The sequence below is a fragment of the Gardnerella sp. DNF01199S genome, from assembly GCF_049244155.1.
GTDB classification, from domain to species: domain Bacteria; phylum Actinomycetota; class Actinomycetes; order Actinomycetales; family Bifidobacteriaceae; genus Bifidobacterium; species Bifidobacterium piotii.
In genome coordinates this window covers 1,541,154-1,554,894 of the sequence record NZ_CP058380.1, presented here as the reverse complement: position 1 = coordinate 1,554,894, position 13,741 = coordinate 1,541,154, and the positions used below count along the sequence as shown (strand labels likewise).

The window sequence follows — 13,741 nt, the reverse complement described above, 5'->3', positions numbered from 1 at the left end:
TCTTTTTGCATTTGCGTTTTGCGTATTTGCGATTGGCGCAAAGGATGAATGTCCGAGCGGTCTAAGGAGCACGCCTCGAAAGCGTGTGAGGGCTACACCCTCCGCGAGTTCAAATCTCGCTTCATCCGCAAGCAGGGTTTCTAGCGATTGGCTAGAAGCCCTTTTTTCATGCCGAAAACCCTTGATATATCAACGTTTTTGGCTTGTTTTTAACGTTCTTCTGTTTTGTATTTTATAGCATTAAATATCGTTATTTTTGATTACAAACGGGGTGTTTAACGGGGTGAATATCTGATATAAGAATTATATTGAAGATAGTTTTATTTATCATGGGACGAAGTAAGGGACAACACTCATGGCAAGAAAAAGCTCTTTTGGTCAAATTAAGCCACGTTCAAATCGTAACAAAAAGCATAAGCCTAGTGAACGTCATTATGATGTTTCTTATCCAACACCTATAGAAGCTTTTACAAAGTGGCAACATTTGCCAAAGCGACAATATAAGCCTCATGGTGCTATAACAAAGCAAGAGGCACAAGATTGGCTTAATTCAGAAGAAAAGCTAGTTCGTAGCGGTCAATGGACGCCAGTAAGAGAACGTAAAGCAAGACGCGAGCGCAATAGTGTGCTATTTAGTGATTATGCGAATAGTTTTGTTGAGAATAATGAGAGGCTTGGTAAGTCTACTAAGAACAGATATTTTGGATTATTGAAGAATCATTTATTGTTTTTCTTTGGTGATATGCAAGTAAGGGCTATTACTTACACAAATGTTGAGAAGTGGTATAATAGTAGACCTGATAATACGGCTCGTGTGAACGCTTATAAACTGTTATCTGAGATTATGCATGCGGCTGAGAGTGTTGCGATTGATGATGAAGGTAACACGCTTATTGATAAAAGCCCGTGCCGTTTGAAGAATGTTGTGCGACCAAAGAAGAAGCATGAAACAGTAGTTCCTACTGAAGAGCAGATTGGAGAGCTTGTTTCTTACATGCCAGAGCGTCTGAGATTGATTGAGTGGATTGCTTATGGCATGGGGTGTCGTATAGGTGAGATATTAGCGTTACAGAGGCGTGATATTGAATTGAATGATGAGGCTAATAAGTCTTTTATTTATGTGCGCCATTCGTTGAAAGATGAGAAAGATGAGCGCGGTAAAACAGTAGTAGTAATGGGTAGTACTAAGACTAAGAGTAGTGAAGGTATTGTTTACATTCCTGAATCACTAAAACCATTATTTGAGAAACAATTAGATGAGTATACGAGTAAAGAGGCGGACGCGTTCATATTTACTACGGAGAAAAACAATAATTTTATAAGGCCGTCTAATTTTCGTTGTAGATACCACAACACGGCTCGTAAGCAAGTAGAAGGCTTGGAAGAGTATTGGCCTCATGATGGCCGCCACGCTTGTGTTATTACTATGCTTGAAAGTGGTGAATCGGCTATTGTTGTTTCTAAGCAAGTACGCCACGCTGATGTTCGTACAACAGAACGTTTTTATGCAGACTCAACAACAAAAGGTGCGCTAGAAAAAGCAAACGAGAGAAGAAGCGAACAATTGAGTAAAGTATTAAACTCAGAGCCTACAAAAACAGCCTCTAACGCGAGCGTAGAGAGCATAGAAAGCGCGAAGCCTAACAATAACAGCCTAAATAATAGTGAGGCTGCTAGTGATTTTTATGCGTTCCTCGTAAGCATGGAGATGAGCGCTCGCATTCAAGCATTAAAAGGCATGGAAGAAAAGCAACAAGAGCAAGCATTAAAATCACTACCAGACGGCATGAGAGAGGAAACAGAAAAATTTTTACAAGCTAAATAGAATAACCTAACGCTCTAATATGTAAACCGACGCCGTCGACACGTCGACATGTTGAAAACATTAGGTTTCTACCCTAGTCGACACAAAGTCGACAACGTCGACAATCTCAAAAAAACAAGTATTGCGCTCGCGAACAATACGAGGCTAATAGCTTTTATTGTCGTATCTTGTTACGAATAGCTTTTTTGTTACGATAAGGACGTTACGAATAGAACACGAAGGGAGATATTAGACCTATCGCCGAGGTGGCTTTTACTGTAGGGGGTAGGGGTATACCCCCCTAGGCTTGTTGCTTTCGTACCATATTCAATGCTTATTAATGGTTTACTACTTGCATACTACTAGCTATTGTTAGCGAGCGCATGGGTTGATTTTACTAGGGTTTAGCATGATAGTGTGTAGAACCTACATTGTGGCATGTGCTTAACAATGTTTAATAATCTAGCGTGTGCCAAATCTTTTGAACCCAGCGTAATAAAAAGAGAGTTAGGCAGCGCCTCTACCGAGAATATCAGAAATACCCTTTCCCCCCGTCTTGTAAGGGTGGCGTGTGGGTTTGATGCTGTGCGACGTGTTAGCGCGTGTACGGCCATTATAGGCGGCATATTCAAGGCATTATTCTAGTAGTGTTTGTGGGTTTGGTTGCGTATATAGTAGTATTACTTACTATTTTTTAGTAGAAGGGACAACATTCATGTTTGCTAATAATAAAGATGTGAACAAGTTCAAGAAAGCTATGAACTCTATTTATTCGTGTCTTGCTCCAATTGACACTAAGGGCGAACTATCTAATCATTTTTATGATTTGCTTGCTTACCTAGTCTATTACAAGAATAATGGTTACCCGTCATTTATGTGCGCAACTGATGAAGAGATTAAAAAAATAGTAGACGATGGCACACGTGATATTAGAAATTTTATCAATGATGCGGCTGAAATTTTCCAAACCCCCAAGATAGATGGCATCGCTAAAACACATGACTTGGAAAAGGTTAAAATAGAAGATGAAGCGTATGGTGGTTGGATTGATGCATACTATGTTTCATACGCGATTACTAAATTACCTTCGTATGCTTATGCAGCTTATAAGGTGTCACGTCAACGCTCGTGTATTGAAAAAAACGGTTCACACCTGAGCGATACGGGTGCATTTAATCTTTTTAAGCGTGAACTAAACTACGCTATGAATTTGTATGGTATTACGCCTGACGTTTCATTGTCTGATATTTTAAGAGATACTATTAACGCGTCACGTGGCGTTATTCCCACGAGTGAAATAGATTTTTAATATTTGGGCATACTGTAGTATAGTATGTACTTAATTCGTCTGTGCGACGTAAACCACACAAGCTATCTCGCAGCTTTACAGAGAGAGTAGGCATATAGTGATGTCTTTAAGTCATACGGGTTCACCTCATGCCCTTACAAGAGGAAAGATTAACGCTCTTTATCGCGTTTCATCATGCACTGAAAAAGTGCATTTAACCAGAATTATTAAAAACATTTTTATTAGGAGATATTATGACTGTTAACACTATGAGTGTCTATGTATCAATCAAAGACGCACAAGAAATGCTAAGCCTATGCCGTAAATCAGTTGAATCACTCATTCGTCAAGGCAAACTCGAAGCAATACGACCTACACCACGTAAAATACTAATCTCTAAAAAGTCCATTATGGAACTCAAATAAGAAAGGGTTTCATAATGAACAAAATAAAAAACAGCCCTACCAGCACAAACACTAGCAGGGCTTGGGACAACATACCCAATTATAGCATGTTCCCCGTATGCCGTGAGTTTATAGAGGCTGATGCTAGTGAGCGATTAAACATACTCACTAATGGCCTCATAGCCTCAACGTTTGGAGGTGAATTCACCTACACACTACCGTCTGAAGTCGTGAAACAAGCTAGAAGAGTTGCGCTCGCGACCATGCTAGCAACGTTCAAGCCTCACGCTATTAGGTTTGCAGCTAGTGGGTTTGATTACTACGCTGTGAGGCTATTAGAGGCGGCTGCACGCTTGTGTAACGGTAGTGTGATAACTCTAGGCTTTAATGGTAAAAGCGCGTTTAATGCACAATATTTAAGCGTGCCGCCTGAAGTCACGAACCACGTGGATATTATGCACGCCAACACTAACAGTGATTATAGTGAAAACATTCAATCGCGAGCGCAGTCTGTTCGTGATTTTAGTAAGCTGTGTGAGCTGAAGCGTGTTGGCTGTGGGACTCTTGAGGCTTTTTCTAATAGTCTTGAGGGGACTATGTGGAAGCGTGTGGCTGATAGCCTTAAGTCCACGGAGGTGGTTTGATGATTACCCCCGTTGCTCTTGATTCGATTAAGCGTGTAGAAGACTGTGAAGAATTTTGGCACTCTTGTGTTAAATTGCGTGATTTGCGTGATGTGTGCCGTTGTGCTCATTCTAGTGCTGATGGCGTGTTAAATATTCTCATATCGCGTATTTTGAGCATGGTACCGCCAAACTATACGTTGCCTAATTTTATCGCTAATAGTAATGCTAGCTTGAATTTTTATGGCGCTATTATTGCTAAGCCAGGTGGTGGTAAAAGTAATGCGTTTAGAATGGCTAAAAGTATTATTCCTGATTCTCCTAATGTTTTTTACTGTTCTCCAGCTAGTGGCGAGAGCCTACCAGCGATGTTTGCTTATAGGAAGTTTACCGATGATGAGTGTAAGTCTTCTATGGTGCAGTGTTCGCATTGGAGTGCGTATCTTCAGATTAGAGAGGTTAGTAAGCTAGCGGCTAATATTAGCCGTCAATCTTCTAATCTTTTGGGTAATATGCTCGATTTTTGGGACGGTGATAGTAGCTGTGGCGACTATACAAAAAACGAGAATATTAGAATATCTGTTCCACCTAACGGCTTTAGGCTTGTTTCTACTGTAGCTATTCAAGATGATAACCTTGATATGATTACACGATATGGAGGTTCGGGACTACCACAAAGAATACTATTTGCGAGGGTTCAAGATGCGAATATTCGCGATAGGAGTGATGGCACTACACCGATACCAGAATATAAAAACCCGTTTAATGATGCGAATACGCCTGATATGAGCGTGTTTAACGAGCTTTATGCTTGTGGCTGTATTGAGGCGTTGGAAGATGCTGATAGCTATAGGCTTAAACGGTTCGCTTTTCCTGACTATATTAAGAAGGAAATAATTGATTTAGTTGACTCTAGGCTAGAGGGTAGTAGTGAAGATGATGAGGGTTCACATGACCCTGAGATTCTCTTAAAAACAGCTACAGCGTTACACCTATATCTTGATTTAGACGATGGCGGCAAGCTGCTAGAAGTATCACCTAGAGCGTGCGAACTAGCTAGATGGCTAGTAAAATGCAGCAACCAAATTAGAAAAGAAACACTCAAACAAGTCAACGAAACGAGGAAAGGGAAAAAGGAATGGGAAAAACTATTAGTACAACAACAAAACAACCTTATAGAGGAACGTAAAAAAGCAATAATAGATGAGCTTAAAAACCGTAAAGATGGTTGTTCTAAACGTTGCCTCCAAAGAATTGGAAGTAACCAAGCCTTTAGCTCAATGCCATTCAACCAAGCAATAGATAGTTTGATAAACGAAGGGAAAATAGTAGAAGTCCAACAGCAAGGCAAAAAAATATTAAAACTAATCAAATAGCATGTAAGTAAAAATAGTGCCTGAACGCGAATATAAAACGTTCGGGCACTTTCCATATCTACCCACACACTAACTGACACTTTTGACACTGACAAATCACCGATAAACGTTGAAATACCAACGATTACAAGCACTCAAACACTCAAACTGACACACAAATGACACAACTGACACAACAATAACAATTAAAACTGTCAACAATGTCAACAACATGTCACAAAACACAAAAACCCAACAATAACAACATGTCAAGCGTCAAACACTGTCAATAACAATATATAGACAAAACACAAAACCGCGAGCGCAACAATACAAAACAAAACATTGCAGACGTTAGAGGAAACGTAACACAAAAAACACACACAACCACAAAAACAAGGGTTGCGCTCGCAAACAGTACGAGGGTGCGTGTGTAGTGGCTTTAGTATGTAGTCTGATGCTTGATATTTAAGAGCCTTAACATGAGCATATAAATTAGCGTTGTAAGGCTGTATAATGGCTATTACGAGCGCTTATAGTAAGTGTTGTGAATGGTATTATTTAACGTTTTGAAGCATTAAAAAATATTACAAACGGGGTGTTTAACGGGGTGAATATCTTTTATAAAAGCGCAAAACCTAATGTTTAGTAGGGCTAAGAGGGTACGGTGTCGGAATCTCGCTTCATCCGCAAGCAGGGTTTCTGGCGATTAGCCAGAAGCCCTTTTTGCTTACACAAGCGCTTTCCTTATTTGTCGTTGCGCGAGGTTTGAGTATTTCTCTCCTCGCAAGTCCCGTCGCTACGCTCCTCTTTTATTGCTCGTAGAGAAATACATCAAACCTTCTGGATATCTAGAACTTTTTCGTATCTTTCATCACCGAGATTCTCGATTTTTCTTCTTCATTCGATGAATCACCACCTTCGGCGCTGAGGTTCATCTCATTCAGTGCGAAAAATCTCGAATCTCTACTTTATTTGGCGTACATATGCAATCATGCAGTGTGCTATTGCTCAAAAATCGCGGAAGAATCGCTAGGGTATCCATACGCGTACGCGCTCATAATATGCGAAATAGCAATGTTTGCAAGAATCTCAATAAACTCTTGATTTGTGTTGCTAGAAAGTGCGCTATGATTTACGCTACCGTCTTTGTTTGTAGGGAAAATAGCTTGATTTAGCGCGTCTAGTTCTCCGCGCGCGCAATCCATATACGCTATTGCAACTATTGGCAAGTCTTTTGCGCTAGCTTCGTCTTTTGCAACGCCAGAGTCCAGATTCTTTTGCGGTATTTCGTATACTTTTTGTCGCAAGTCGCTTCCGCTTGAAGCAAAGTGCATAAGCATGTTAGCAATCGTAGCTGTAATATCGCTTTGTCTTAAGGAAACATTATCAACATCTTTTGCAGCTAAAGTTTGTAACATAAAAGCTAGTTTGTCTTGTTCTAGTGCCGCTTTTGCAAGTGGGTCGTGATTCCAATACAAGTTACTAGTGCTATTTGCAAAGTCATACAATTTTTTGTAAACGCTTGATTCCATTTGATTTGCGATTTTAGAGGCGTTTGCCGCTCCGCTTTCGTTACCTTGACTTAAGTTGGCCAATTTCCAAGTGTTTTGCGCGCTAAAAACAACGCCTTGAGCAAATCGTGCGTTGCATTGTATTGCAACGTTTTTCCAAGAATCCGCAGCATTTTGCAAGTTGTTTCTAGTTACGTTTGCTTCTTGTTGATCTACGATTTTTTGATTGTGCTTTGCGCTTTGTAGAACTTGGTAGCACTCATTATTGCTTTTAGATGAACGAACCGCAGTGTTGTTAACGTTATTAAATTGCCCTGATCCCGAGCAAGCGCTAGAAGCCATTAATACAGCAATAAGTGATGCAAATACTAGAACAAACTTTTTTTTGTGCATTGGAACACCTTTTGCTACGCGTTTGATAATATTTTGCACGCCTTGCAAGGCTTTAGAACAAAACAAAACGTGTCTGCATAATCTACTAAAATAGTCCGTGACTGTGACCAATGTTGGCTTGCTTTGTGTCTAACATTTTATGCTTAACATTTTTAATCATAGTCATAAAATTTTGCGCTTTACATACTTGTTAAAATTAGATTTTAGCGTTTTGTTATGCGTAAAACGTATAAAAGAAGAATAAGTTAATTTTATAAGTGAAAATTTATAAATGAATCACAGGAGGACGTGCACGATGGAATTGGATTTGGCGGGAATGCATCAGCTTGCGGCTCAGCAGGGGATTAATGCCGACGAGCTGGACGAGGCACTCGCCGAGGCTTTGCGTCTTGCATACATGAAGACTTCCCACCCAGCAAGGCATGCTCGAGTTGAGCTAGATGAGCGTGCTGGTTGCTTTACTGTATGGGCACGAGATGAGATTCCAGGTGTTCCTACAGAAGATAATCCTCACCCAGCATTTACTTTGGGCGAGGAGTATGACGATACGCCTAGAGATTTTGGACGTCTTGCTGCAGCAACAGCTCGCCAAGTTATTACTCAACTTTTCCGCAAAGTGGAAGATGACCGCGTATTTGGAGCTTTTTCGGGTCAAAAAGGAAAGCTTATTAACGGCATTGTGCAGCAGGATTCTAAAGATCCTTCTAATATTCACGTTGCTGTTGGAGATGTTGAAGCCATTTTGCCTAGAAGAGAGCAAGTTCCTGGCGAAAGGTATCGTCACGGCGAGCGTATTCGCGTTTATGTTGTAAACGTTGCTCGCGGCTTGCGCGGACCAGAAATAGTTGTTTCTAGGTCTCACCCAGATCTTGTTCGCAGACTTTTTGAGCGAGAAGTTCCAGAACTTGTTTCGGGAGCTGTTTCGATTATGGCAATTGCTCGAGAAGCTGGCGCTCGTACTAAGATTGCTGTTCGCGCTAACACAGATGGCGTTAATCCAAAGGGTGCTTTGATTGGTCCTGGTGGTTCGCGCGTTCGTGCTGTATTGGAAAATCTTGGTCAAGAAAAAATCGATATTGTTGATTGGTCGCAAGATCCAGCACAGTTTGTTTCCGCTGCATTGTCTCCAGCAGTAGTAACTGAAGTTCATGTTGTTAGTGAGAAAAGTCAGACTGCTGTTGCTTTTATTCACGATTCTCAGCTTTCGCTTGCAATTGGCAAGGAGGGACAGAACGCGCGACTTGCAGCAAAGTTGACTGGTTGGAAGATTGGAATTGAGTCTGCGGAAGAGCATGCTAAAAAGCAAGAAGCTATGAACGCTGATTCTAATTCGGCGGAATAAGATTTTTGCTAGTATTTAGCAAACTTGCGACACTCCCGAGAATCCAACGTTTCGAGTAAGCTGAAAGCTGCAATCTGGGCTTATTAGCAGCTTTTTGCCTAGGGAACGAGGTACAAAATCATGGTTGAAATCATGGTTACACGATGAGATATCGCATTATGAGATATCTAAATAAAAAGCATAAGAGTAAGAATCTTATAACAATATAAAGTGGTTGCGTTCGTTTTACGCTGCCACAGACTGAGGAGAACACTGAGTGGTAAAAAAGCGCGTATACGAACTGGCCAAAGAATTTGGTGTAGATAGTAAAACCGTATTGGAACGTTTGAAGAGTATGGGCGAATTCGTAAAGTCCGCTTCTTCAACTGTTGAAGCTCCTGTAGTGCGTCGTCTAAAGACGGAATTTGTGCCTGCGGATTCTGCTGCAAAGAGCGAATCGAAGCCTTCTGCGTCTAAGAATGTTGATCATGCGTCTAATAAATCTGCGGATTCTGCGTCTAATAGCAAGCCAGAATCTCATGGTCAAAATGCAGAAAAGAAGGCTAATCAAAAGCCAGAACAAAAGTCTTTTGCAAAGCAGAATTCTGCGCAAAAAGTGCATGAAAATCACGAATCTAAGACTTCTAATGCGCATGCTGCTAACAATGCAACTCCTAAGCCTTCGGCTGGAAACGCAAAGCCTAATAATGCTTCTAGGTCTGGCGATTCAAAGCGCAACGCAGAAAAGCGCAGTGGTGCAGAATCTAAATCTGCTAAGCAAGAGCGTTCTGCGCAAATGCCTCCACGCCCTAGACCACACCAAGGCTCTGGCTCGGGAGCCGCTCCTCGTCCAGGAAACAATCCGTTTAGTCGAAAGCAGGGTATGCGCGCGCCAACACCTGGAGACATTCCACGCCCACATCCAATGTCGCGGCCAGGCGCTGCTGCAGAGAATGCTCGTGGCTCAAAACCAGGATCTGGTAATGGTAATGGCGGCAACGGCGGTGGTCGTGGTCGCGGTGGTCGCGGCGGAAACCGTCAAGGCGGCGGCAATGGCAATGGTGGTAACGGAGCAAATCGTTCCCAATGGCAAGGCTCGCATCGTTCAGGCGGCGGCAATGGTGGCGCAGGATCGCGCCCATCGGCAGAGTCGCGCTTTAACGCAAACCAAGCTGCAAGCTTCCAAGCAGCGGCTGCAGGTGCTCCAAACGCAGGCCCATCCAGGGGTGGTCGTGGTCGCGCAGGAGCTGCAGGTGCATTCGGTCGCCAAGGTGGAAAGTCCTCTAAGGCTCGCAAGAATCGTCTTGCAAAGCGCAGGGAATACGAAGAGCTTAAAGCACCAGTTATTGGCGGCGTGCGTATTCCTTCGGGTAACGGCGCTACGATTCGCCTTCGTCAGGGAGCAACGCTTTCGGATTTGGCAGAAAAGATTGATGTAAATCCAGCAGCTTTGGTTACTGTTTTGTTCCATCTTGGAGAGATGGCAACAGCTACGCAGTCTTTGGATGAAACAACATTCCAGATTCTTGGCGAAGAAATCGGCTGGAATATTAGCCTTGTTTCTGCAGAAGAGGAAGATAAAGAGCTTCTTCAGCAGTTCGATATTGACTTAGACGAAGAAGAGCTTCAAGAAGACGATAATCTTGTAACTCGCCCTCCAGTTGTTACTGTTATGGGCCACGTTGATCACGGTAAAACTCGCTTGCTCGATACAATCCGTAAGTCGAATGTTGTAGCGCGCGAAGCTGGCGGCATTACGCAGCGCATCGGCGCTTACCAAGTTACAGTCACCTTAGACGGCGACAAGCGCAAGATTACGTTCTTGGATACACCAGGCCACGAAGCGTTTACAGCTATGCGTGCTCGTGGTGCGGAGCTTACAGACGTTGCAATTCTTGTTGTTGCAGCAGACGACGGCGTTATGCCTCAGACTGTTGAAGCAATCAACCACGCACAGGCTGCTCACGTGCCTATTGTTGTTGCAGTAAACAAGATTGATGTTGCTGGAGCAAACCCAGATAAGGTGCGCGGTCAGCTTACAGAGTACGGTCTTGTGCCAGAAGAATACGGCGGCGACACCATGTTTGTGAATATTTCCGCAAAGCAGGGGACCAACGTAGATAAGCTTCTTGAGGCTGTTCTTTTGACTACAGATGCGGAGCTTGATCCTAAGGCGAATCCAAACATGGACGCTCGTGGCGCAACTGTTGAAGCTCGCTTGGATAAGGGTCGCGGTGCTGTTGCAACCGTTCTTGTTCAGCAAGGTACGCTTAAAGTCGGAGATTCCATTGTTGCAGGCACGTCTTATGGTCGCGTTCGCGCAATGCTCGACGAAAATGGCAACCACTTGCAAGAGGCAGGTCCTTCCACTCCAGTTCAGGTGCTTGGTTTGACTTCTGTTCCAACTGCAGGCGACTTGTTCTTGGTTACTTCCGACGATCGTTCTGCTCGTCAAATTGCCGAAAAGCGCCAGGCTACAGAACGTGCGGCTCAGCTTGCAAAGCGTCGTAAGGTTGTGTCTCTTGAAAGCCTTAAGGAACAGTTTGCTAAGTCCGAAGTGGATATGCTTAACATTGTTATTAAGGGTGATTCTTCTGGCTCCGTTGAAGCTTTGGAAGACTCCTTAATGAAGATTGAGGTTTCCGACGAAGTTGGAATTCAGGTTATTCACCGCGGCGTTGGCGCGATTACTCAAAACGATGTGAACCTTGCAACAGTTGATAAGGCCGTTATTATTGGCTTCAACGTGCGTCCAAATCGCCAGGTTGCAGACTTGGCAGATCGCGAAGGCGTGGAAGTTAAGTACTACTCTGTTATTTACAAGGCAATCGAAGATATTGAAGCTGCTTTGAAGGGTATGCTTAAGCCAGAGTTTGAAGAGGTTGTTACATCTCATTCCGAGATTCGCGAAATCTTCCGCTCGTCCAAGTTTGGCAATATTGCTGGCGTTATGGTTCAAGATGGTGAGGTTAAGCGCGGAACCAAGTGCCGTATTTTGCGTAACGGTGTTGCAACTGTTAACGATCTTGAAATCTCCACTTTGCGTAGGTTTAAGGATGATGTGCAATCCGTTAGTGAAGGCTACGAGGCAGGCATTAACCTTGGAAGCTTTAACGACATTGAGCTTGGCGACGTAATCGAAACCTTTGAAATGAAGCAGATCGAGCGCAAATAATATGGCTGGAACAAACCCTAGAGCCGCGCGAATTGCGGCTTTGATTCACAGAGTGATTGCGTCCAATATGGAATCGCATTTGCACGATAAGCGACTTGCTAACGTAACGATTACAGAAGTGAGAGTTACTAACGATTTGCAAATAGCTAAAGTGTATTGGACGCAGCTTGGTACTGCTGGAAAAGAGCAGGGCGAGCGTATGCGCGCAAACCAGGCTTTGCAGCAGGCTAAGGGTCGTTTGCGCACTTTAGTTGGAGCTAAAGCAGGCTTGCGATTAACGCCTCAAATCCAATTTGTTTACGATGAAGTTCCTAGCGAAGCTCACGAGATTGAAGACATTTTGGTTGCGGCTCGCAAGCGTGACGAGGAGCTAGCTAAAGCGCGAGAAACAGCGCAATATGCTGGGGAAGCGGATCCGTATAAAAAGCCTCGTGAAGATGAGGATTTTGACGACGATGAATTTGGCGAAGACGACGACTTTGAAGAGGACGACTTTGCTGATTCTAGCGACTCTGCGGATTCTGGCGACTTTGATAGCGATGTAAATAGCGATCGATTTTAGCGAGGGCAATGAGTAGTCCTGAATTACCATCTTCTGGCATTTTGCTAGTAGATAAGCCAAAAGGCGTTACCAGTCACGATGTTGTATCTTTTGCACGCGGACTGTTGCACACTAAACGAGTGGGTCATGCTGGCACTCTTGACCCAATGGCAACGGGCTTGCTGATTCTTGGCTTTGGTAACGCCACGCGCTTGCTCAACTATTTGCTTGGTCACAATAAAACGTACGAAGCTGTGATTCGTCTTGGCGAGTCAACTAATACGGACGACGCAGATGGTGATGTTGTTTCAAGCGCGGATGATGAAAATGGCATTATAAACTTTGCAAATATTGATGAAATTCTTAAAGAATTGCGCGCTGTAATAGCAAAGAATTTTACTGGCTCGATTATGCAAACGCCAACATCTTTTTCTGCTATAAAAGTAAACGGCGTTCGCGCTTACGACTTAGCGCGTGAAGGTAAAGATGTTCATTTAGAGCCTAGAGAAGTTTTTATTTATGATTTTTCTTTGCTGGATGCGCATTTTAGTGTGGGCGTAAGCGGTGCAAAGGTTATTGATGTGCGCGCAAGCGTTTCTTGCTCTAGTGGTACGTATATTCGCGCTCTAGCTCGCGATTTGGGTCGTGTTCTTGGAGTTGGAGGCCACTTAGTGAGCCTTAGAAGAACGCGTATTGGCGATTTTTCTATAGAAGATAGTCGCGTACTTAAGCTTAAAAGTGTTATTCGCACATTTACAAACAAAAATGGAGTGACTCAAACTCGCGCGAAGGCTGTTTTAGACGATTCATACTATTCACAAGGTTCATGCGAATCGCAAGCTGCTGGCGATTCGCCATCTGCTTTGCCAGCCTCGTCGCCTCTAGAAAACACTCTTAATCAACGCTTGCTAAGCATGTTTGAATCTGCAAAATTAACGATGCAAACAGTAGAAGTAAGTGAAAATCAAGCTAAAGACTTGCGATTTGGCAGAAAAATCACGATTTCTGCTATTAGTGCAAAAGACGCTACAAAGAACGCTATTGCATACGTAAAAGCCGCAAAAGATGAGCAAAACGACGTTGTTGCTGTTTTGCAGACCGCACAAAAGCGTCAAGCAACCGCAGATTTAAGCAGAACGGTTTCTATATCTCAAGCCAAAATTACAACAACAAACGAAAAAATCGAAAAAAATACAAATCAAATAGAAGCTAAACCAATTGTAGTATTTGTACAAAGCTAGTTTGCTGGTAAAATAGATGTTAGTGTGAAAATGGGGTTGCGGCAAAGTGGCGTCTAAAATAAAGCGATACCAATATTTGCGG

10 protein-coding genes and 1 tRNA gene are annotated in these 13,741 nt (G+C 43.0%); 10 read left to right on the top strand and 1 reads right to left on the bottom strand.

Annotation, left to right across the window (positions count from 1 at the left end):
- The first annotated feature begins 42 nt into the window (after positions 1 to 42).
- The 6 genes from HXT45_RS06335 (at position 43) to HXT45_RS06310 (ending at position 5,495) form a co-directional block, all read left to right on the top strand.
- A tRNA-Ser gene (locus tag HXT45_RS06335) sits at positions 43 to 128 on the top strand.
- A gap of 227 nt (positions 129 to 355) precedes the next feature.
- Positions 356 to 1,825 carry a tyrosine-type recombinase/integrase gene (locus HXT45_RS06330; RefSeq protein ID WP_421781711.1) on the top strand — a complete coding sequence of 490 codons (1,470 nt, stop codon included), beginning with the start codon at positions 356 to 358 and terminating at the stop codon, positions 1,823 to 1,825.
- Between the two features lie 694 nt (positions 1,826 to 2,519).
- Positions 2,520 to 3,113, top strand: coding sequence for a hypothetical protein (locus tag HXT45_RS06325; protein WP_421781709.1), 594 nt, complete (start codon positions 2,520 to 2,522; stop codon positions 3,111 to 3,113).
- Between the two features lie 233 nt (positions 3,114 to 3,346).
- On the top strand, positions 3,347 to 3,517 hold the full coding sequence (locus HXT45_RS06320) for a helix-turn-helix domain-containing protein (protein ID WP_421781707.1): 171 nt from the start codon (positions 3,347 to 3,349) through the stop codon (positions 3,515 to 3,517).
- Positions 3,518 to 3,759: 242 nt separating this feature from the next.
- Positions 3,760 to 4,140 (top strand): hypothetical protein, encoded by a 381-nt coding sequence (locus HXT45_RS06315; RefSeq protein WP_421781705.1) that lies wholly within the window; start codon positions 3,760 to 3,762, stop codon positions 4,138 to 4,140.
- Positions 4,140 to 5,495: a hypothetical protein gene (locus tag HXT45_RS06310; protein WP_421781703.1), complete on the top strand. Its 1,356-nt coding sequence runs from the start codon at positions 4,140 to 4,142 to the stop codon at positions 5,493 to 5,495. The genes HXT45_RS06315 and HXT45_RS06310 overlap by 1 nt, the downstream gene beginning before the upstream one ends.
- A gap of 983 nt (positions 5,496 to 6,478) precedes the next feature.
- Here the strand turns inward: HXT45_RS06310 and HXT45_RS06305 are convergent.
- Complete coding sequence (locus HXT45_RS06305; protein WP_421781701.1) at positions 6,479 to 7,420, bottom strand: hypothetical protein; 942 nt, start codon at positions 7,418 to 7,420, stop codon at positions 6,479 to 6,481.
- A 256-nt stretch (positions 7,421 to 7,676) separates the two neighbouring features.
- Between HXT45_RS06305 and nusA the strand changes: the two genes are divergently transcribed.
- From nusA to truB, 4 genes are all read left to right on the top strand, one after another.
- Positions 7,677 to 8,723 carry a transcription termination factor NusA gene (nusA, locus tag HXT45_RS06300; protein ID WP_004131711.1) on the top strand — a complete coding sequence of 349 codons (1,047 nt, stop codon included), beginning with the start codon at positions 7,677 to 7,679 and terminating at the stop codon, positions 8,721 to 8,723.
- A 256-nt stretch (positions 8,724 to 8,979) separates the two neighbouring features.
- Entirely contained in the window at positions 8,980 to 11,877 is a 2,898-nt protein-coding gene (gene infB, locus HXT45_RS06295) for a translation initiation factor IF-2 (RefSeq protein ID WP_101889570.1), read from the top strand.
- Position 11,878: 1 nt separating this feature from the next.
- On the top strand, positions 11,879 to 12,439 hold the full coding sequence (gene rbfA / locus HXT45_RS06290) for a 30S ribosome-binding factor RbfA (protein ID WP_020759305.1): 561 nt from the start codon (positions 11,879 to 11,881) through the stop codon (positions 12,437 to 12,439).
- Positions 12,440 to 12,447: 8 nt separating this feature from the next.
- Complete coding sequence (gene truB, locus HXT45_RS06285) at positions 12,448 to 13,659, top strand: tRNA pseudouridine(55) synthase TruB (protein ID WP_421781699.1); 1,212 nt, start codon at positions 12,448 to 12,450, stop codon at positions 13,657 to 13,659.
- Positions 13,660 to 13,741 lie beyond the last annotated feature (82 nt).